Here is a 19262-nt window from a genome sequence, read left to right on the forward strand (position 1 = left end):
GAGGAAAGACAAAAGGCGCGCCGTGCCCGCGCTCACTCTCTCAGCAGGGCTTCGAGGCGCGCCCGCTCGTCGGAGCTCAGGCTTTCATCCGAGGGCGTCTGCGCTCGCGACCTGCCCCGCAGGTAGAAACCCGCGATCAGCAGCCCGACGAGCAGCATCGCGGGCGCGGCGCCCCACAGGATCCAGTTCGCGCCGGTTGCCGTGGGGCGAAGCAGAACATATTCGCCGTAACGATCGACGACGAACTCCACCACTTCGGCGTCGCTGTCGCCGGCCACCAGCCGTTCGCGCACCAGAAGCCGGAGGTCGCGGGCAAGCGGCGCGTTCGATTCGTCGATGCTCTCGTTGCGGCAGACGAGGCAGCGAAGACCCTCGGACAACTCCCGCGCTCGTTCCTCCAGTGCCGGATCGTCCAGTACCTCGTCCGGCTGAAGCGCGGCGAGCGGCGTTGCGAGGACCAGCGTCAGGACAAGCAGCAATCGTCTCATTCCGCCGGCACCCCGCGCGGCTCCAGCTTCTCACGCTGGCGTCGTGCCCCGGCCGCCACCCGGTAGCGACGGTCCGACAGGCTGAGCGCGCCACCCAGCGCCATCAGCGCAGAGCCCGCCCAGATCCAGTTCGCCAGCGGCTTGATGTAGGTCCGCACGGCCCAGCCGCCATTGTCCTGCGGATCGCCGATCACGACATAGACGTCACGCAGGAGGCGGTAATCGATGGCCGCCTCTGTGGTGGGCATCCGGGCCACGGGGTAGTTCCGCTTTTCGGGCGTAAGCGTGGCCACCTGGCCCCCATCTTCGGTCGCCAGCGCGACCCGCGCCATCGTGGAGTAATAATTCCGGCCGACAGTGGGATCGTAGGGCAGCTCCTCGACCCCTTCGAGCGTCAGCACGAAATTCTCGACGCTCCAGCTCTCGCCCTCCTGAACGACCCGGATGTCTTCCTTTTCCCATGCGGTCAGCCCGGCGATGCCGACGATGATGACGCCGAACCCGGCATGTGCGACCGCGCGGCCCCAGTCGGCCCGCGGCAGTCGGCGCAGACGGATCGCACGCCGTCCCGCGCGTTGCCAGAGATCCACGCAAGCGCCAGAGACGAGCCACGCGCCGAGCATGAGACCGATAGGTCCGAGGAGCGAATTGCCCGTCTGCATCGTCCAGGCAAGCCCGCCCACCGCAAGGGCGAGGATCAGCGCAGGCGTCAGCGTGCGCAGCGCCTTGCCAAGACGGGCCCGCTTCCAGGGCATGACCGCGCCCAGGGGCAGGATCGCCCCGAGCACGACCATGAAGGGCGTGAAGGCGGCGTCGAAGAAGGGCGGGCCCACGCTGAGCTTCCGGTCGAAAAACATCTCGGCCACCATCGGCCAGAGCGTCCCCACGAAAACGACGAAACAGGACACGGCCAGAAGCACGTTATTTGCGACGAGTGCACTTTCGCGGCTGACCACGCCGAAGACGCCCCGCGCCTCCATCACGCTGGCGCGTGCGGCGAAAAGGATCAGTGCGCCGCCCATAAAGGCCGCGAGGATCATCAGGATGAACACCCCGCGCTCGGGATCGGTGGCGAAGGCGTGAACGCTGGTCAGAAGGCCCGAGCGCACGATGAACGTGCCGATCAGCGAGAACCCGAAAGCCAGGATGGCGAGAAGGATCGTCCAGCTTTTCAACGCTTCGCGCTTCTCGACCACGATCGCCGAATGCAGCAGCGCAACGGCGAGGAGCCACGGCATGAAGGAGGCGTTTTCCACCGGGTCCCAGAACCAGAAACCGCCCCAGCCGAGCTCGTAATACGCCCACCAGGAGCCGAGCGCGATGCCGATGGTCAGGAAAACCCAGGCCGCGAGGGTCCACGGCCGCACCCAGCGTCCCCATGCGGCGTCCACCCGACCCTCGATCAGGGCCGCGACCGCGAAGCTGAAGCAGATCGAGAGGCCCACGTAACCCAGGTAGAGGAAGGGCGGATGCAGCGCGAGGCCGGGGTCCTGCAGGAGCGGGTTGAGGTCCTGCCCGTCGAAGGGTGGCACCGCCATGCGCAGGAAGGGGTTCGACGTGAAGAGGATGAAGGCCAGGAAGGCGACGCCGATCATGCCCTGCACGGCCAGCACCCGCGCGCGAAGCGTGGGCGGCAGGTTGTTGCCGAACCACGCCGCCATCGCGCCGAAGAGCGCGAGGATCAGCACCCAGAGCAGCATCGACCCTTCGTGATTCCCCCACACGCCAGTGATCTTGTAGATGAGCGGCTTGGCCGAGTGCGAGTTCAGCACCACCAGGCGGAGGCTGAAATCGGACGTCACGAACGCCCAGGTGAGCGCCGCGAAGGAAAACGCCAGCAGCATGAACTGCGTGGTGGCCGCGGGTTCGGCCACGGCCATCCAGCCGGGCCAGCGCCTGTGCGCGCCGACGAGCGGCACGACGGTCTGGAAGATTGCGACCAGAAAGGCGAGGACGAGGGCGAAGTGGCCGAGTTCTGTAATCATGCCCCGAATATAGCGGGGCGCGCGCGTCCGGCCAATCGGATTCGGTGCACCCGCATCAGCTTGTCGCGCCGGCCCCGCGCAAGGCACGCCATTCCGCAAGCGCCGCGTTCTCTGCGACCGCATCCGGAGGCACGGCGCGCGGCGCCGCGCCTGTGGTCTCTGCCGTCTCTGCCGCCTCCGCGCGTGTCATGCGCTGCGCCGCCGCCTCTGCCAGTTCGTGGGCACGGGCAAGGCCGAGCGCCGCCTCGCGCTGGAACTCCTGCCCCTTGGCCTGGTGGCGCGCGCCGAAATAGAAGCTGACGATCGCGCCGAGAAGCCACCAGAGAGGCTCTGGCACGACGGCGAGGCCCTGCATCCTCTCGGCGAACCAGACGGGCGACGCCATCGCCGCGCCGAAAAGCGCGAGCGTGCCGAGCGCCATGGCCGGGCGCGGTATGCGATTGGCGGCGTCGATGAAGCGATCGAAACGTCCCCGGCGCGGCAGGGCGAATTCGGCCGCGAACTGGGCAAGCGCCGCCTGACGGAAATCGGCGTTGCGGCGCGCCTCGGCCTCGGCGTTCACGCGGAAGACTTCCGCCGTATCGGCGAGGACGTTGCGCTCGCCACCAAAGAGAATGTCCAGAAACCGGCCGATCAGTCCCATGCCGACGTCCTTTCCGCGAATTGCTCGTCCGTCATGCGAAAGCGCGGCGCGATGAAATGCTCGGCCCGAAGGATCCAGCCGCCCTTTCCGCCCGTGCGCGTTCGGGCGTATTTGCGGCTGGCCGGGCGCGCGTCGGCGAGCCGGAAATAGTAGTTGCGCCGCGCGATACCGTAAGCGTCGGCGATGTGATCGGGCGCGGCCGCCTTGGCCCGGGTTGCCGCCGCCTCGGTCTCGGGCCCGATGATGCCATCCACCGTCACGGGCAGATTCATATCGCCCAGAAGCCGCTGAAGAATACGGACCGCGTTGGCGCCGGCGTTGACGTACATGTCGAAGAGCTGCGGCTGAAGCGCGTCGGGCAGGCGCGCGAGCCCCGGTCTCTCGAAATAGTGGCGCACGAAAATGTCGACCGCCTCGCGCTTCGTGAGGCGCCGGACGTCGTTTTCCGTCACCCTCCCGTCCCCGTCGAGGTCGCGCCCGAGGCGCCGAAGGGTGTGGATGGTCACGCCGTGATTTGTTGCGCCGCCCGGATCATCTGGATCGTTCACGAACCCGCCTTCCCGGGTGACGATCTCCTCGGCGATTTCGCGAATGCCTGGCATCGTCCCGCACCTCTGCCTGAGTGGTGCGGGAAAGCTGGCGCTCTGCGGTTAAGAGCGCGCTGGGGGAGCGTGCGTTGCGTGTTGCTGCGCGGGCAGATCAGGACCCGCCGGAGGAGGGCTTGTACACGCCCTGCTCCTTGAGCGCGTCCGCGACTTCCTTGGGCATGTAGGTCTCGTCATGCTTGGCAAGGATCTCGTCGGCCACGAACACGCCGTCCACGAAGCGTCCGGTCCCGACCATGCCCTCGTTTTCCGCGAAGAGATCGGGCAGGACCCCGGTGAAGCGCACGGGGATGGAGGCGCCGCCATCCGTCACCGAGAAGCTGACGGTCTCGCCCTGCCCGCGCATCAGCGTGCCGCTTTCGACCAGCCCGCCCAGCCGGAACGTTTCGGTCGGCGCGGGCGGCTCGGCCAGAACCTGGCTCGGGGCGCGGAAGAAGTTGATGCCGTCCCGCATGGCATAACCGATCAGCCCGGTGGACAGGACGAGCGCGAACGCGGCGACCATGATCACCTGGATCCGACGTTTCTTTTTCAGGCCCCTCATGCGCGCACCGCCCTCGATCTCACGGGAAACAGGGCGCCAGCGTGAGCCCTGTATGCTCTGGTATATGTAGCATCAGGTTCGCGTTCTGCAAAGCCTGACCGGACGAGCCCTTTGTCAGGTTGTCGAGGGCGGCCACCACCATCGCGCGCCCCGGAACCCGGTCGCCAGAGACGCCGATATGGCAGAAATTCGAACCCCTTACATGGCGAGTCGACGGCAATTCGCCAAACGGCAACACCTGCAGGAACGCCTCGTCGCGATAGGCCTGCGACAGCGTGTCGTGGATCGCCGGCGCCTCGCCCTTCACGTAGGCGGTGGCGAGGATGCCGCGGTTCGCCGGCATGAGGTGGGGCGTGAACTGCACGTGAACGGGACGGCCCGCGAGGGCCGAGAACTCCTGGTCGAACTCGCCCAGATGCCGGTGCGTGCCCCCGTAGCCGTAGGCATGATAGCCCTCGGAGAGTTCGGCATGCAGCAGAGGCTCCTTCAGCGACCGACCGGCGCCCGACACCGCGCATTTGAGGTCGAGAACGATGTCGTCGAGGTCGATCAGTCCGCCCGCCACGAGCGGACGCAGCGCATACTGCCCCGCGGCGGCGTTGCAGCCCGTGCCGGCGACCAGCCGCGCGGCGCGAATTTGCTCGCGGTAGAACTCGGTCAGACCGTAGACGGCCTCGGCCTGCAGATCCTGCGCGCCGTGGGGCTTTCCGTACCACGTCTCGTAGTCTTCCGGGCTGCGAAGCCGGAAGTCGGCGGAAAGGTCCACGATCTTCACGCCGCGCGGCAGGTCGGCGATCACCGCCTGGCTCGTGGCGTGGGGCAGCGCGCAGAAGACCAGGTCGATACCGGCGAAATCGACCTCTTCGATCCGCGCAAGCGGAGGCAGGCCGAGATGGCGCAGATGCGGAAAGACCTGCCCCATCGCCTGCCCCGCCTTGCGGTCCGCGGTCAGCGCCACGATCTCCATGCCGCCATGGGTGGCGATGAGCCGGACAAGCTCTGCACCGGTGTAGCCAGACGCGCCGAGAATCGCGATTTTCGCTGTCATGTGAATGTCTTCCGAAGCATTGTTGATTTCAAACGGCGGCGAAGGCGATCTCGCGTCGAAGAAACTGCACCGCGCGATCGCTCACGCGGCGCGGATCGCCCGTGGTCAGAAAACCCGCCGTGGCGCCGGGGCCCACCATCTCGGGGCGCCGGGCAACGTAGTCGGCAAGGCTTTCGGCGACGATCTCGGGCTGGGAATAGACCGCGACATGAGGGCCGAGCGCCGCGCGGAACACGTCCTCGACCAGCGGATAATGGGTGCAACCCAGCACCGCCGCCTGGGGATCGGGCATCTTGCGCAAGAGCGCCTCCACATGGCTGCGGACCAGCGCCTCGGCAAGGATCAGGTCGCCCTCCTCGATGGCGTCGACCACCCCGCCACAGGCCTGCGCCTCGACGTCCACGCCGATCGCGCGGAACGCAAGCTCGCGCTGGAACGCGCGGGACGCCACCGTCGCGGGCGTGGCGAAAAGCGCCACGTTCTTCAGGGCGACCTCGCGTGGTGGCGAGTTGTCGCCCCACTGCCGCTCCGTCAACGCCTCGATCAGCGGCACGAACACGCCGAGCACGCGCTTGTCGGGGGGCACCCAGGTCTCCTGGAGGCGACGCAGCGCCGCCGCGGACGCCGTGTTGCAGGCCAGCACGACCAGGTCGCAGCCCTCTTCCCACAGCCGGGCGACCCCGCGCTTGGTGAGTTCGGTGATGTCGTCGGCATCGCGCACGCCGTAGGGGGCGTGGGCGTTGTCGCCCAGGTAGACGAAGGGGACGTCCGGCAATCGGCGCGCCACCGCGTCCAGAACGGTCAGCCCGCCGAGACCCGAATCGAAAATGCCCACCGCCATGTGCTGCGCTTTCTCAGGCGCGGTGCCTGTCCTCGAACTCGAAGCCGTAGTCGTAGGACGCAAGCGGCTCCGGCGACAGCTCATAGGTCTTGCGGCGCAGGAAGTCCATCATCTGGCGCGAATCGCGCGCCCGGGCGGCGAGTTCTTCGGCCGCGATGGGCTCTCCGATCACCACGCGCACCGGCGTGTCCACCCGCTTGCGGAATTCCGAGATCAGAAGCCCCATGCGCAGCGTGTAATGCAGGTGGCTGGCCAGCTGGAACATGCGCGAATTCGTGCCGTCGAAGAAGATCGGCACGACCTGGGCCCCCGATTTCGCCACCATCCGCGCCGTGAAGCTGCGCCAGCCCGGGTCCATCGGCCGCGCGAAGGGCCGCGCCGCCGTCGAGACGGTGCCGCCGGGAAAGACGCCCATCGCGCCGCCCGCGGCGAGGTAGGACAACGCCTCCTTGCGGGTCTCCAGCGTCTCGCGCACCGCGTCCTTCGTGTCGTCGAAGTTGATCGGCAGGATGACCCGGTTCAGGTCCTCCGCCTTGCGAAAGACCTTGTGGGCGAGGATGCGGAAATCGCCCCGCAGCACCGACAGGATGTATCCCATCATCAGCCCGTCGAGGATCCCATAGGGGTGGTTGGCAAGCAGGATCAGCGGCCCCTTGCGCGGGATGGAATCGAGCGTGCCGCCGATCACCTCGAGCGAGAGGCCGTAGCGCTCCACCATGACTTCCCAGAAGTCCCGGCCGGCGGCCACCTCGTGTTCGTACCCCCTGGCGCGGCGGATCAGGCTGATCCGGCCGGTGAGGTTTTCCATCATCTTGATGAGTGCGCGGCCGCCCTTCGTCTGGGCGGAGTGGTAGTAGCTGATGTCGCGCGCGATCTGGCGCTGGCTGGCCATGGGTGGTTTTTCTCCGCGTCGGTCGCTGCGTAGTTATAGCTGGAGTCGGATTCTTTCCAGTTCCCATGACATCGGGGTGACGGCCGCGCTACTCGGCCGCCTGCCGGAGGGGCGCGCCGCCCGCGCGGAAGGCGGCGAGAAGCGCCTCGCGGCGTTTCGCGGCCTCTGCCTCGTTGGACTGCTTCACCGGCCCGAAGCCGCGGATCGAAAGCGGAAGCCGGGCGAGGTCCACCGCGATCTCCCGCGTGGCGTCGTCCACCTTGGGCAGAACCTCCGCCATGTCGCGTTCGTACTGACGCAGGAGCGCACGCTCCATCCGTCGCTCGGCCGTGTAGCCGAAGGGATCGAGCGGCGTGCCGCGCAGCACGCGCATGCGCCGCAGCGCGCGAAGCGGCCAGACCATCCACTCGCCGAAGGCGCGCTTCTTCGGCCGCCCGTTCGCGTCCTTGCCGGGAAGAAGCGGCGGGGCGAGATGGAAGGTCATGCGGAAATCGCCGTCGAATTCCGCCTCGGCCTTCTCGCGCGAGGACAGAAGCAGCCGCGCCACCTCGTATTCGTCCTTGTAGGACAGGAGCTTGTGATACCCCTCGGCCACCGCGGCCCGAAGCTCGGCATCCTCGATGCTGTCCACCAGCCGCCGGTAGCGCCGGGCGAGCCGCGGTCCTGCGTAGTCGCGCAGGTGCCGCTCACGGTAGTCGGCCTTGTCCTCGGCCGACGTGGGCAGGTCCACCACCTTGGGGGCGAGAAGTCGCGCCGCCTCTTCCGGCGCCGCCGCAGCCCAGCGACCCACCTCGAAGGCGCGAAGATTGGCCGTCACCGCCGCGCCGTTGAGGTGGATCGCTTCTGCGATCGCCTCGGCCGAGACGGGGATGAGGCCGCGCTGCCAGGCCGCGCCGAACACCATCATGTTCGAGAAGATCGAATCACCCATCACCGCGCGCGCCAGTTCCGATGCGTCGAGCAGGAGAAGATCGTCCTTCAGACGGCGCTCAAGCGCGAGCGCGAGCCGCCCGCTGGGCAGTTGGAACTCGGGGTCGCGGGTAAAGGCGCCGGTCATGATCTCGTGGCTGTTGACCACGGCGCCGGTGCGCCCCGTCGCCGTCAGGCCGAGCGTCTTGGCGCCCGCGCTCACCACCAGATCGCCGCCGATCAGCGCATCGGCCTCGCCGGTCGCCACGCGGATCGCGGTGATGTCCTCGGGCCGTTCGGCGATGCGGCAGTGGATGTGCACCGCGCCGCCCTTCTGCGCGAGGCCCGCCATCTCCATCATCGCCGCGACCTTGCCGTCGATCTGCGCGGCCTGCGCGAGCACCGCGCCCACGGTCACGACCCCGGTGCCCCCCACCCCGGTGATGATCAGGTTGTGCGTGCCGCGGATTGCCGGCAGCGCCGGGTCCGGCAGTTCCGGCAGCTCGAGCTCGGCGGTGGCCTGCTTGCGCGGCGTCGCGCCCTCCAGCGTCACGAAGGACGGGCAGAAGCCCTTGAGACAGGAGAAATCCTTGTTGCAGGCCGACTGGTCGATCTCGCGCTTGCGGCCGAGCGCCGTCTCCTTGGGAACGATGGCCACGCAGTTCGACTGCACTCCGCAATCGCCGCAGCCCTCGCAGACGTCCGGGTTGATGAAGACCCGTCTGTCCGGGTCCGGAAAGGCGCCCTTCTTGCGGCGGCGGCGCTTCTCGGCGGCGCAGGTCTGGATGTAGAGGATCGCGGAAACCCCCGGAACTTCGCGCAATTCCGTCTGCACCGTATCGAGGTCGGCGCGCGGATGCCGCGTCGCGGTTTTCGGGAACCCGGCCCAGTCGGGTTCTTCCTTCTCGTCGAAGACGACCGCGATCCGGCCCACGCCCATCGCGTCGAGCTCGCGGGCGATCCGGTCGGGGGCGAGGCCGCCCTCGTTCGTCTGCCCGCCCGTCATCGCCACGGCGTCGTTGTAGAGGATCTTGAAGGTGATGTTGGTGCCCGCCGCAAGTGCCGCGCGGATCGCCTGGACGCCGGAGTGATTGTAGGTGCCGTCGCCCAGGTTCTGGAACACGTGCGGCGTCTTCGAGAAGGGCGCCTCTCCGATCCAGTTCGCGCCCTCCCCGCCCATGTGGGTGAAGCCGAGCGTGTTCCGGTCCATCCACTGCACCATGTAGTGGCAGCCGATGCCCGCATAGGCGCGGCTGCCCTCGGGCACGCGGGTGGAGGTGTTGTGCGGGCAGCCCGCGCAGTACCAGGGCTGGCGCGTCGCGATTTCCTCGGCGTTGTCGGCGCGCCGCGCCTCGGCGAGCGTGGCGAGCCCCGCGCGGATCGCGTCGGTGCCGCGCCCCTCCTCGACGAGGATCTCGCCCAGCTTCTGGGCGATCCCGACGGGGTCGAGCGCGCCGCGGGTCGGGAAAAGCTCCTCTCGGTGCATGGAGCCCGCGCCGCCCTTGTACCAGCCATAGACACGGCGGCCCCGGCGGTCGTCGAAGATCGCCTCCTTGATCTGCACCTCGATGAGCTTGCGCTTCTCCTCCACGACGACGATGAGGTCCAGCCCCTCGGCCCAGTCGTGAAAGCCCTGCATGTCGAGCGGAAATGTCTGGCCCACCTTGTAGGTGGTGATCCCCAGCCGCTCGGCCTCGGCCGCGTCGATGCCCAGAAGCGACAGCGCATGGCAGAGGTCGAGCCAGTTCTTGCCCGCCGCGACGAAGCCGATCTTCGCGCCGGGCTTGCCCCAGACGCGCCGGTCGATGCGGTTGGCGCGGGCGAAGGCTTCGGCGGCGAAGCGTTTGAAGTCGATCATCCGCGCTTCCTGCGCGTGCGGGGTGTCCTGAAGCCGGATGTTGAGCCCGCCCTCGGGCAGGTCGAACTCGGGCCGGACGAGCTGCATCCGGTCGGGCCGGCCATCGACCACCGCCGTGGCCTCGATCGTGTCCTTCATCGTCTTGAGCCCGACCCAGACACCGGCGAAGCGCGACAGCGCCCAGCCGTAGATGCCGTAATCCAGGATCTCCTGCACGCCGGCCGGGCTCACCACGGGCATGTAGGCGTCCACGAGCGCCCACTCGGACTGGTGAAGCACCGTGGAGCTTTCGCCGGTGTGGTCGTCGCCCATCGCCATCAGCACGCCGCCATTGGGCGATGTTCCGGCCATGTTGGCGTGGCGCATCACGTCGCCCGAGCGGTCAACGCCCGGCCCCTTGCCGTACCAGAGCCCGAAGACGCCGTCGTATTTCCCCTCGCCGCGCAGTTCCGCCTGCTGGCTCCCCCAGAGCGCGGTGGCGGCGAGATCCTCGTTCAGACCGGGCTGGAAGAGGACATCCGCATCGGCGAGCGGCTTCGCAGCCCGGGCCATCTGCATGTCCACGGCGCCAAGCGGGGAGCCCCTGTAGCCGGTGACATAGCCTGCGGTGTTCAGTCCCGCCGCGCGATCGCGCGCCTTCTGCATCAGCATCAAGCGCACGAGCGCCTGGGTGCCGTTCAGCAGAACGGGCGATATCGACAGGTCGAACCGGTCGTCCAGGGAAACCTTCTGAATGCTCATCTAGCATCCTCCTGACGCAAGGTACCTAGTATTTACCGTTCGGGATAATAGGTCATAACACATGACCCGTATAGCCCATTCGGATCGCGTTTCGTCACGGAAAAGAGACCTGGATGCGACAAGGTCCGCATGATTGTCGGGGACGGGCTTGAGCGGGGGCGCAAGTTGAGGAACGATACGATCATGGATTGGGACAAGTTGCGGATCTTTCACGCGGTCGCGGCCGCGGGAAGTCTCACCCACGCGGGCGAGGTGCTGGGCCTGTCGCAATCCGCGGTAAGCCGTCAGATCCGCGCGCTCGAGGAAAGCCTGAACGCGACGCTTTTCCACCGCCATGCGCGGGGTCTCATCCTGACCGAACAGGGCGAGCTTCTCTTCGACGCGACATCGGCCATGTCGAAGCGGCTCGACGCCGCCTCGGCCCGCATCCGCGACAGCGAGGAAGAAGTCTTCGGCGAATTGCGGGTCACCACCACGACGGGGTTCGGCTCGCTATGGCTCAGCCGACGCCTGCACCGCCTCTACGAGAAATATCCCGATCTCAAGATCGACCTGATGCTCGAGGAGCGCGTGCTCGACCTGCCCATGCGAGAGGCCGACGTGGCCATCCGCATGAAGGAACCCTCGCAGGCCGACCTGATCCGCAAGCGCCTGATGGGCGTGCGGATGCGCCTTTACGCCTCGCCCGCCTATCTCGAGGCTGCCGGGCATCCCGAAACGCTCGACGATATCGCCAGCCACCGGCTGATCTGCCAGAGTCCGAGTTCGGTCCAGGTCAGCGCGGGGGCGACGCTCGTGCAGCACCTGATGACCTACAACGTCCGCTCCACGCTGACGGTGAACAACTATTTCGGCGTGCTGCAGGGCGTGCTCAGCAATCTCGGGATCGGCGTCCTGCCGGACTACCTGATGCACGACTTCCCGGATCTCGTCAGGGTACTCGATACCGTGGAAAGCAACGAGGTGCCGGTCTTTCTCGCCTATCCGGAGGAATTGCGCCAGTCGCGCCGCATCGCCGCCTTCCGCGACTTCGTCCAGTCGGAGATCGCCGCCTACCGGCGCCAGCGCCGGGCCGAAGCGGCGGAGTGAGCGCAACCGTGTTGAGGCATGCTGGCAACGCATGGCGGCATTGTCGTCCCGACACCGGCTTAGTGCTTGATCGACTCGAAACCGCTCACTAATTCAGCAAGTGAAGTTGATGGCGCCAAGGGCCTCATCATCTTCACCTCCCTGTTGGACTATGGCCGAGACTTGGTCTCGGCCATTTTTTTTGCCCGCGCCGTAAAACGCAAACGGCCGCACCCTGTCTGGGATGCGGCCGGTTCGTTCAGCAAGGCGGAGGTCAGGAGGGGTCCACGAGCCCGCGGCGCATGCGCTCTTCGATGCCGTCCCGCGAGAGAGAGGATTTCGGGCGCCCGCCGTCGAGGCGCTGCTTTTCGGTCACCCGTGCGGAGATGTAGGCGAACGCGAGCACGAAGCCGAGCGTCCCGAGGCAGAGAATGATTGGAAGGCTGTCCATGACGTGATCCTTTCCTGTTGCGCTGTTGTGGTAAAGATACGCGCCGGTCACAGGCGCGGATCACGCGACAAGTCCCAAAAAACCAGTTTTTTCAATGGCATACCAAAGAATACCGCGCAAAAGTCGCGTTACGTCAACCATTTGCGTGCTGCGCTGCGGCAGGCTGTCACGCCACGAGAAGAATGACGCCAATCCAGAAGATCGCGAGTCCCAGAAGGCCGAACTGCGCCGAAAAGAGGCTGAGAAGAAAGAGCAGGCCCAGCACGCCGCCCACGGCACCGGCCTGTCTTGCGGGCGGCAGCGCCTCGAGGCGGGCAATCACGCTCTGCACGTCCTCGCCGGGCCAGAACGGCGCCATGAGCGCGGCGGCGACGTCGCGCGCGCGCCGCGCGAGCGGGACCAGCAGTGTCAGCCGCGGGGTGCTCATCGCGGTGGCGTCCTCCCGGGAACCCGCATACCACGGTGTGGCGCGCCACGGCAACGCCCCTTCCCCCGGGCGCAGCCATGTCCTAAGACGTGCGCCGACTGGCGAAAACTGGGAAGACGCATGCAGGAACCGGCCATCACGCCCGAAATCGTCGAAGCCCACGGGCTGAAGCCCGCGGAATACGCCAACATCCTGCGCCTGCTGAACCGGGAGCCGACCTTCACCGAGCTCGGCATCTTCTCGGCCATGTGGAACGAGCACTGCTCCTACAAGTCGTCGAAGAAATGGCTGCGCACGCTGCCCACCGAGGGGCCGCAGGTGATCTGCGGGCCGGGCGAGAACGCGGGCGTGGTGGACATCGGCGACGGGCAGGCCGTCGTCTTCAAGATGGAAAGCCACAATCACCCCTCCTACATCGAGCCCTACCAGGGCGCGGCCACCGGGGTGGGCGGAATCCTGCGCGACGTCTTCACCATGGGCGCGCGGCCCATCGCGGCGATGAACGCGCTCTCCTTCGGCCGGCCCGATCACCCGCGCACCCGCGCCCTCGTCCACGGGGTGGTCGAGGGGATCGGCGGTTACGGCAACGCCTTCGGCGTGCCCACGGTGGGCGGGGAGGTCCGCTTCCACCCGGCCTATGACGGCAACTGCCTCGTCAACGCCTTCGCCGCCGGGCTCGCCGACGCCGACCGTATCTTCTATTCCGCCGCCTCGGGCGTGGGGCGCCCGGTGGTCTATCTGGGCGCCAAGACGGGCCGCGACGGGGTGGGCGGCGCCACCATGGCCTCGGCCGAGTTCGACGAGACGCTGGAGGAAAAGCGCCCCACCGTGCAGGTGGGCGATCCCTTCACCGAGAAGCGGCTGATGGAGGCCTGTCTCGAACTCATGATCACGGGCGCGGTCGTCTCCATTCAGGACATGGGCGCCGCGGGGCTCACATGCTCGGCGGTGGAGATGGGCGACAAGGGCGGCCTCGGCATCCGGCTCGACCTCGACGCCGTGCCCTGCCGCGAGGCGGCCATGACCGCCTACGAGATGATGCTCTCGGAAAGCCAGGAGCGGATGCTCATGGTGCTCGACCCCGCGCGGGAGGCCGAGGCCAAGGCTGTCTTCGACAAATGGGATCTCGATTTCGCGATCGTCGGCGAAACGATCCCGGAGGATCGTTTCCTCGTCATGCACAATGGCGCGGTGAAGGCCGACCTGCCCCTGCGTGCGCTTTCGGGCGAGGCGCCGGAATACGACCGCGCCTGGGAGCCCGCGCCCGACCCCGAGCCCCTGGCCGAGGTGCCGCAGGTGGATCCGGTCGACGCGCTCCGCGCGCTCATCGCCAGCCCCAACTACTGCTCGCGGGAATGGGTCTGGCGGCAATACGACCACATGGTGATGGCCGACACGGTGGTGGGCCCCGGCCACGGGGCGGCCATCGTGCGGGTGCACGGCACGGGGAAGGCGCTGGCCTTCACCTGTGACGTGACGCCCCGCTATGTCGAGGCGAACCCGGTCGAGGGCGGCAAGCAGGCGGTGGCCGAGGCGTTCCGAAACCTCGTCGCCTCGGGCGCGCGGCCGCTCGCCGCGACCGACAACCTGAATTTCGGCAATCCCGAGAAGCCCGGGATCATGGGCCAGTTTGTCGGCGCGATCGAAGGGATCGGCGCGGCCTGCCGGGCGCTCGACATGCCGATCGTGTCGGGCAACGTGTCGCTTTACAACGAGACGGACGGCCAGCCGATCCTGCCCACGCCCACGATCGGCGGCGTGGGGCTGATCGAGCATCTGGACGAGGCCATCACCGGAACCGTGCGGGACGGGCACGTGGCGCTGCTGGTGGGCGAAACGGCCGGGCATCTCGGGCGCTCCGCGCTGCTTTGGGAGGTGTTCAACCGCACCGACGGCGACGCCCCGCATGTCGACCTTCTCGCCGAACGCCGGAACGGCGATTTCATCCTCGAAAACCGCGCGTTCATTCGCGCCTGCACCGACCTGTCCGACGGCGGTCTTGCGCTTGCGGCCTTCGAGATGGCCGAGGCGGCGGGCGTGGGCGTGGTCCTCGACGACAGTGACATGCCCACCCTCTTCGGCGAGGACCAGGCGCGCTATCTCGTCGCCTGCAACTTCGACCAGGCCGAGGCGTTGATGATCGCGGCGGGGCGCGCGGGCGTGCCGGTCCGCGCCGTCGGGCGCTTCACCGGCGACACGGTGCGGATGGGCGGCGCCGAAGCGCCGCTCGCCGAGCTCTCCGCGCTCTACCGCGGCCGTTTCGCGGAGCTTTTCGCCTGAGCGGGACGCGGGGGCATCCGCGAGGATGTCCCCGCGTCCCGACAGCATGACCGGCAAGCACAGGACCCTGGATCGGGGGTCCTGCGCCGGTTAGCGGCTGTCGAGCGCGCGAAGCCTCCGCACCAGCGAGGACGTGTCCCAGCGCCCGCCACCCAGCGCCTGCACGTCCTTGTAGAACTGGTCCACCAGCGCCGTCACGGGCAACGCCGCGCCGATCTCGTCGCCCGTGTCGAGGCAAATCCCGAGGTCCTTGCGCATCCAGTCCACCGCGAAGCCGAAATCGAACCGGTCGGCGAGCATCGTCTCCGCCCGGTTCGCCATCTGCCACGACCCGGCCGCGCCCTGGCTGATGACCTCGAACACCCTCTCGCCGTCGAGGCCGGCCTTTTCCGCGAAGTTCACCGCCTCGGACAGCGCCTGGACGAGACCGGCGATTGCGATCTGGTTGCACATCTTGGTCATCTGGCCTGCCCCCGGACCGCCGATGCGCCGGCAGAGCTTCGCGTAGGTCGCGATGACCGGCTCGGCGCGGGCATAGACGTCCTCCTCGCCACCGCACATCACCGACAGCTGCCCGTTCTCGGCGCCCGCCTGGCCGCCCGAGATCGGCGCGTCGACGAAGTCGAGGCCCGCCTCCCGCGCGGCGGCATGCAATTCGCGCGTCACCTGGGCCGAGACGGTGGTGTGATCCACGAAGACCGCGCCTGCCGACATGCCGGCAAAGGCGCCCTCCTCGCCCAGGCAGACCGCGCGCAGATCGTCGTCGTTGCCGACGCACGCCATCACGAATTCCGCACCCGCCGCCGCCGCGGCCGGCGTCGCGGCCCGATCGCCGCCATGTTGCGCGACCCAGGCTTCCGCCTTGGAGGCCGTGCGGTTGTAGACCGTGACGGAATGCCCCGCGGCCGCGAGATGCCCTGCCATGGGGTATCCCATGACGCCCAGTCCGAGAAATGCGATCTTCGCCATGCGGCCTCCCCTCGCGTCTGTCTTGCCTTTCGGCCCGTCCCCGGTTTCTCTCGCGCCCGGGAATGGAAGACAAGGGCGCAAGGAGGTCGCGATGACGCGTCTCGTCGGTTGGCTGCTCAGGATCGCGGGCGGACTCGTCCTGCTCGTCGTCCTGGCGGTGACCATCGTCTATTATCTCGCGTCGCGCTCGCTGCCCGACTACGGCAAGACCGTGACCGTGGCCGGCCTGTCCGCGCCCGTGGAGATCGTCCGCGACACGGCCAACGTGCCGCACATCTTCGGCCAGGCCGACGCCGATGTCTTCTTCGGGCTGGGCTACGCGCACGCCCAGGACCGGCTCTGGCAGATGATCACCATGCGCCGCACGGTACAGGGCCGGCTTTCGGAAGTGTTCGGTCGGCGCACACTCGAGATCGATACGCTTCTGCGCCGTCTCGGCCTCTATCGCCGCGCGCAAAGCTCCGTGGGCGTTCAGGACGCCCGCACGCTCGCCGCGCTCGAGGCCTACGCGGCGGGCGTCAACGCCCGGCTCGAGGAGATCAATCGCGGCAGCCTCGGGCGCGGCGCGCCGGAGCTGTTCATCTTCAACCAGCCGATCGCGCCATGGCAGCCGGCGGATTCGATCGCAATGGTGAAGCTCATGGCGCTACAGCTGTCCGGGCATATCAACGAGGAGGTGCTGCGCGCGCGGGTCTCCCTCGCGCTCGAGGACCGGGCCGGACGGATCGCGGACATCCTGCCCGAATTTCCGGGCCAGGGGGTCGCCGCCCTGCCCGACTATGCGAGCCTCGTGCCCGGGCTGCCGCGCTACGCCGAGGCGCCCCGCGGCGCGCCGCGCGACCCGCTCTCGCCGGTGCCGGCGAGAGGCTTCGCCGGGGCCTCGAATGCCTGGGCCGCGGCGCCCTCGCGCTCGGCGGCGGGCGGCACGCTTCTGGCCAACGACCCGCATCTCGGCTTCTCCGCGCCGACGACCTGGTATCTCGCGCGGCTCGAGCTGTCCTCCGGCGGGGTGATCGGGGCCACGATACCCGGTATTCCCGCGGTGCTTTCGGGACGAAGCGCACAGCTCGGCTGGGGGCTCACCTCCGCCTATCTCGACGACCAGGACATCCTGCTCGAGGAGCTCAGCCCCGCCGACGCCTCGGAATACCGCACCCCCGATGGCTGGGAACCCTTCGAGACGCGCCGCGCCATCGTGGAGGTCGCGGGCGAGGCGCCGGTCACCATAACGCTGCGCAACAGCGCGAACGGCCCCGTCCTTCCCGGCACGCAATACGACCTCGGCACCGTGACGCCGCCCGGTCACGTGGCCGCGCTGTCCTGGACGGCGCTGGAGCCGGAGGACACGACGATGCGCGCGGCCATCGCGCTCATGTATGCCAGCTCCGTCGAGGAGGCGCTCGGGGCGGTCGAATACTATGTCGCGCCTGCGCAGAACCTCACCCTCGTCGATTCCGAGACCATCGCGCTCAAGATGATCGGCGCTATGCCCCGGCGGGACGACGCGCACCAGAGCCGCGGGCGGCTTCCGGTCTTCGGCTACCTTCCGGAGAACCGCTGGCAGGGCCGTTTCCCGGTGACCGCGAACCCCGAGTTCCTCGCGCCCCGCGGCGGCATCGTCGGCAACACCAACAACAAGCTGCTGGAGCGGCCGTTCCCGCTTCACGTCTCCTATGCCTGGGGCGATACGCAGCGGGTGTTCCGCTGGCAAAGGCTGATGCAGAACCGCGAGGTGCACACCCGCGACAGCTTCATCGAGGCACAACTCGACACCGTCAGCTTCACCGCGCGCTCCCTTCTGCCGCTCATCGGGCGCGATCTGTGGTTCACCGGCGAGGCCGCACCCGAAGGCACGCCCGAGCGGCTGCGCCAGCGCGCGCTCCTGCTGCTGGCGGAGTGGAACGGCGAGATGAACGAACACCTGCCCGAGCCGCTGATCTACGCGGCCTGGCTTCGTGCGCTGCAGGACCGGCTCATCCGGGACGATCTCGGCCCCCTCGCCGACACGTTCAGCCATGTCGAGCCGCTCTTCATCGAGCGGGTCTACCGCGACGTCGACGGGGCGAGCGCGTGGTGCGACATCCGCCAGTCCACCGCCACGGAAAGCTGTACCGACATCGCGCGCCTCGCCCTCGACGACGCGCTGGTCCGGATCGCGGAGCGTTACGGCTCGCAACTCGAGTCGCTGCGATGGGGCGACGCGCACCAGGCCACGCATGATCACGCCGCGCTGGGGGAGGTGCCGGTGCTGCGCTACTTCGTGAACATCCGCCAATCCACCAGCGGCGGCGACAATACGCTGATGCGGGGCCTCACCTCCGGCGAGGACCCGGACCCGTTTCTCAACGTGCACGGCGCGGGCTACCGGGGTGTCTACGATTTCGCGGATCCGGACAGTTCGGTCTTCGTGACCGCGACCGGCCAGTCCGGGCACTTCCTGTCGCGGCACTACGACGATCTGGGGCAACTCTGGCGACGGGGCGAATACGTCAACATGTCGCTCGACCCCGACCTCGCGCGGGCGGGCGCCGTCGGCATTACCGTGCTGCGGCCGAGCGACTCATAGGCCGAACAGGCGCTTCCGGCCGGTCAGGCCGGGCGCGCCGGGCCGCACCGCCGGCGCGATCAGGATCGCCGAGAGCACCAGCGCCGCCGCCGCCATCTCCCGCGCGCCGAGCGCCTCGCCGAAGGCCAGCGCACCGACGGCCAGCATGGTGGGCAGCTCGACGCTTCCGGCCGCCGCCGCCCGGCCCGGCCCGACCAGCGGCACGGCCGACACGTAAAGCAGTTGCGGAACGAGCGCCGTGGCAAGGCCCAGCCCCGCGACCATCAGCCAGGCGGACGCGCCCACGGGCATGAAGGTCGCGACGGGCGCGGCGACCACGAGCGGCATCATGCCCAGCACCGATCCCAGAGTCGCGCACACCATCCGCTCGGGCGCGGTGAGACCGTTCATGAAGGACGAGATGATCACGATCCCCAACCCGAAGGTGAGCGGCGCGGCCAGCGCCTTGAGCACGGCAAGCGGCGTCGCGCCACCAAGCCCCCCGCCTTCGGTCAGCAAGAGCGCGCCGCCGAGGATCATCGCGCCCGAGAGCCACCCGCGCCAACCCACCCAGGCGCCGGCCAGCAGCCATCCCAGAAGAAGCGCGAAGAGCGGGTAGCTCATGTAGATCACGCCCGCCGAAGCCACCGGCAGCGTCCGGAGCGCATCGAGATAGCCCAGCCAGCCGAGGCTCATGAGCATGCCGGTCCCCACCATGATCGCCGCCGGCTTCCGCTTTGCCCGCGTGCGCGGCAGGAAGGGCAGCATGATCGCGGTGGACAGCGCATAGCGATAGAAGGCGATCGAGGCGTCCGCCATGCCGGCCGCCTGAAGCTCGCGCGCGAAAAGCGGCACGAGACCGAAACAGACCGATGCGATCGCGATTGCCGCAGTGGCCGCGGCGGGGCTGGCAAGGCGGGGGGTGGAAAGCGTGGCGTGTGACATGCCACCCCCATACGCCGTTGCAG

General features: G+C 68.3%; 16 protein-coding genes. 3 read left to right on the forward strand and 13 right to left on the reverse strand.

Features of this window, described 5'->3' with window-relative positions; translation table 11 throughout:
- Nucleotides 1–32: 32 nt before the first annotated feature.
- From AB6A69_RS06940 to AB6A69_RS06980, 9 genes are all read right to left on the reverse strand, one after another.
- Nucleotides 33–488, reverse strand: coding sequence for a cytochrome c-type biogenesis protein CcmH (locus tag AB6A69_RS06940; protein WP_371038353.1), 456 nt, complete (start codon nucleotides 486–488; stop codon nucleotides 33–35).
- Complete coding sequence (locus AB6A69_RS06945) at nucleotides 485–2473, reverse strand: heme lyase CcmF/NrfE family subunit (protein ID WP_371060222.1); 1989 nt, start codon at nucleotides 2471–2473, stop codon at nucleotides 485–487. The genes AB6A69_RS06940 and AB6A69_RS06945 overlap by 4 nt, the downstream gene beginning before the upstream one ends.
- Before the next feature lie 55 nt (nucleotides 2474–2528).
- Complete coding sequence (locus tag AB6A69_RS06950; RefSeq protein ID WP_371038351.1) at nucleotides 2529–3116, reverse strand: holin family protein; 588 nt, start codon at nucleotides 3114–3116, stop codon at nucleotides 2529–2531.
- Nucleotides 3107–3718, reverse strand: coding sequence for a holin-associated N-acetylmuramidase (locus AB6A69_RS06955; protein WP_371060223.1), 612 nt, complete (start codon nucleotides 3716–3718; stop codon nucleotides 3107–3109). Before AB6A69_RS06955 ends, AB6A69_RS06950 begins: the two co-directional genes overlap by 10 nt.
- A gap of 97 nt (nucleotides 3719–3815) precedes the next feature.
- Entirely contained in the window at nucleotides 3816–4265 is a 450-nt protein-coding gene (gene ccmE / locus AB6A69_RS06960; protein ID WP_371060224.1) for a cytochrome c maturation protein CcmE, read from the reverse strand.
- A gap of 19 nt (nucleotides 4266–4284) precedes the next feature.
- Entirely contained in the window at nucleotides 4285–5313 is a 1029-nt protein-coding gene (gene argC / locus AB6A69_RS06965) for an N-acetyl-gamma-glutamyl-phosphate reductase (protein WP_371060225.1), read from the reverse strand.
- A gap of 28 nt (nucleotides 5314–5341) precedes the next feature.
- Nucleotides 5342–6154 (reverse strand): glutamate racemase, encoded by an 813-nt coding sequence (locus tag AB6A69_RS06970; RefSeq protein ID WP_371038347.1) that lies wholly within the window; start codon nucleotides 6152–6154, stop codon nucleotides 5342–5344.
- Nucleotides 6155–6167: 13 nt separating this feature from the next.
- A complete protein-coding gene (locus AB6A69_RS06975; RefSeq protein WP_371038346.1) occupies nucleotides 6168–7046 on the reverse strand; it encodes a lysophospholipid acyltransferase family protein in 879 nt (292 codons plus the stop codon).
- Nucleotides 7047–7134: 88 nt separating this feature from the next.
- Entirely contained in the window at nucleotides 7135–10554 is a 3420-nt protein-coding gene (locus AB6A69_RS06980) for an indolepyruvate ferredoxin oxidoreductase family protein (RefSeq protein WP_371060226.1), read from the reverse strand.
- Nucleotides 10555–10737: 183 nt separating this feature from the next.
- Here AB6A69_RS06980 and AB6A69_RS06985 point away from each other — a divergent pair, with 183 nt between their 5' ends.
- Nucleotides 10738–11643: a LysR family transcriptional regulator gene (locus AB6A69_RS06985; protein WP_371060227.1), complete on the forward strand. Its 906-nt coding sequence runs from the start codon at nucleotides 10738–10740 to the stop codon at nucleotides 11641–11643.
- A 253-nt stretch (nucleotides 11644–11896) separates the two neighbouring features.
- On the opposite strand, the gene AB6A69_RS06990 is transcribed toward AB6A69_RS06985, so the two are convergent.
- Together AB6A69_RS06990 and AB6A69_RS06995 are read right to left on the reverse strand one after the other, a co-directional pair.
- Entirely contained in the window at nucleotides 11897–12073 is a 177-nt protein-coding gene (locus AB6A69_RS06990; protein WP_371056677.1) for a hypothetical protein, read from the reverse strand.
- A gap of 166 nt (nucleotides 12074–12239) precedes the next feature.
- On the reverse strand, nucleotides 12240–12500 hold the full coding sequence (locus AB6A69_RS06995) for a hypothetical protein (protein WP_371038342.1): 261 nt from the start codon (nucleotides 12498–12500) through the stop codon (nucleotides 12240–12242).
- Between the two features lie 120 nt (nucleotides 12501–12620).
- On the opposite strand from AB6A69_RS06995, the gene purL reads away from it, so the two are divergent.
- Nucleotides 12621–14780, forward strand: coding sequence for a phosphoribosylformylglycinamidine synthase subunit PurL (gene purL / locus AB6A69_RS07000; protein WP_371060228.1), 2160 nt, complete (start codon nucleotides 12621–12623; stop codon nucleotides 14778–14780).
- Nucleotides 14781–14870: 90 nt separating this feature from the next.
- On the opposite strand, the gene AB6A69_RS07005 is transcribed toward purL, so the two are convergent.
- Nucleotides 14871–15749 (reverse strand): NAD(P)-dependent oxidoreductase, encoded by an 879-nt coding sequence (locus AB6A69_RS07005; RefSeq protein ID WP_371060229.1) that lies wholly within the window; start codon nucleotides 15747–15749, stop codon nucleotides 14871–14873.
- Between the two features lie 91 nt (nucleotides 15750–15840).
- Here AB6A69_RS07005 and AB6A69_RS07010 point away from each other — a divergent pair, with 91 nt between their 5' ends.
- Entirely contained in the window at nucleotides 15841–18315 is a 2475-nt protein-coding gene (locus AB6A69_RS07010) for a penicillin acylase family protein (protein ID WP_371060230.1), read from the forward strand.
- Here the strand turns inward: AB6A69_RS07010 and AB6A69_RS07015 are convergent.
- Nucleotides 18310–19239 carry a DMT family transporter gene (locus AB6A69_RS07015; RefSeq protein WP_371060231.1) on the reverse strand — a complete coding sequence of 310 codons (930 nt, stop codon included), beginning with the start codon at nucleotides 19237–19239 and terminating at the stop codon, nucleotides 18310–18312. The genes AB6A69_RS07010 and AB6A69_RS07015 overlap by 6 nt on opposite strands.
- Nucleotides 19240–19262 lie beyond the last annotated feature (23 nt).

It is taken from the genome of Rhodosalinus sp. 5P4 (assembly GCF_041365695.1).
In the GTDB taxonomy this organism is placed as follows: Bacteria; Pseudomonadota; Alphaproteobacteria; order Rhodobacterales; family Rhodobacteraceae; genus Rhodosalinus.

What these genes read in the sequence shown, in the direction of transcription:
- AB6A69_RS06940 (WP_371038353.1), bottom strand. Translation starts at nt 488, where the DNA reads ATGAGACGATTGCTGCTTGTCCTGACGCTGGTCCTCGCAACGCCGCTC.
- AB6A69_RS06945 (WP_371060222.1), bottom strand. Translation starts at nt 2,473, where the DNA reads ATGATTACAGAACTCGGCCACTTCGCCCTCGTCCTCGCCTTTCTGGTC.
- AB6A69_RS06950 (WP_371038351.1), bottom strand. Translation starts at nt 3,116, where the DNA reads ATGGGACTGATCGGCCGGTTTCTGGACATTCTCTTTGGTGGCGAGCGC.
- AB6A69_RS06955 (WP_371060223.1), bottom strand. Translation starts at nt 3,718, where the DNA reads ATGCCAGGCATTCGCGAAATCGCCGAGGAGATCGTCACCCGGGAAGGC.
- ccmE (WP_371060224.1), bottom strand. Translation starts at nt 4,265, where the DNA reads ATGAGGGGCCTGAAAAAGAAACGTCGGATCCAGGTGATCATGGTCGCC.
- argC (WP_371060225.1), bottom strand. Translation starts at nt 5,313, where the DNA reads ATGACAGCGAAAATCGCGATTCTCGGCGCGTCTGGCTACACCGGTGCA.
- AB6A69_RS06970 (WP_371038347.1), bottom strand. Translation starts at nt 6,154, where the DNA reads ATGGCGGTGGGCATTTTCGATTCGGGTCTCGGCGGGCTGACCGTTCTG.
- AB6A69_RS06975 (WP_371038346.1), bottom strand. Translation starts at nt 7,046, where the DNA reads ATGGCCAGCCAGCGCCAGATCGCGCGCGACATCAGCTACTACCACTCC.
- AB6A69_RS06980 (WP_371060226.1), bottom strand. Translation starts at nt 10,554, where the DNA reads ATGAGCATTCAGAAGGTTTCCCTGGACGACCGGTTCGACCTGTCGATA.
- AB6A69_RS06985 (WP_371060227.1), top strand. Translation starts at nt 10,738, where the DNA reads ATGGATTGGGACAAGTTGCGGATCTTTCACGCGGTCGCGGCCGCGGGA.
- AB6A69_RS06990 (WP_371056677.1), bottom strand. Translation starts at nt 12,073, where the DNA reads ATGGACAGCCTTCCAATCATTCTCTGCCTCGGGACGCTCGGCTTCGTG.
- AB6A69_RS06995 (WP_371038342.1), bottom strand. Translation starts at nt 12,500, where the DNA reads ATGAGCACCCCGCGGCTGACACTGCTGGTCCCGCTCGCGCGGCGCGCG.
- purL (WP_371060228.1), top strand. Translation starts at nt 12,621, where the DNA reads ATGCAGGAACCGGCCATCACGCCCGAAATCGTCGAAGCCCACGGGCTG.
- AB6A69_RS07005 (WP_371060229.1), bottom strand. Translation starts at nt 15,749, where the DNA reads ATGGCGAAGATCGCATTTCTCGGACTGGGCGTCATGGGATACCCCATG.
- AB6A69_RS07010 (WP_371060230.1), top strand. Translation starts at nt 15,841, where the DNA reads ATGACGCGTCTCGTCGGTTGGCTGCTCAGGATCGCGGGCGGACTCGTC.
- AB6A69_RS07015 (WP_371060231.1), bottom strand. Translation starts at nt 19,239, where the DNA reads ATGTCACACGCCACGCTTTCCACCCCCCGCCTTGCCAGCCCCGCCGCG.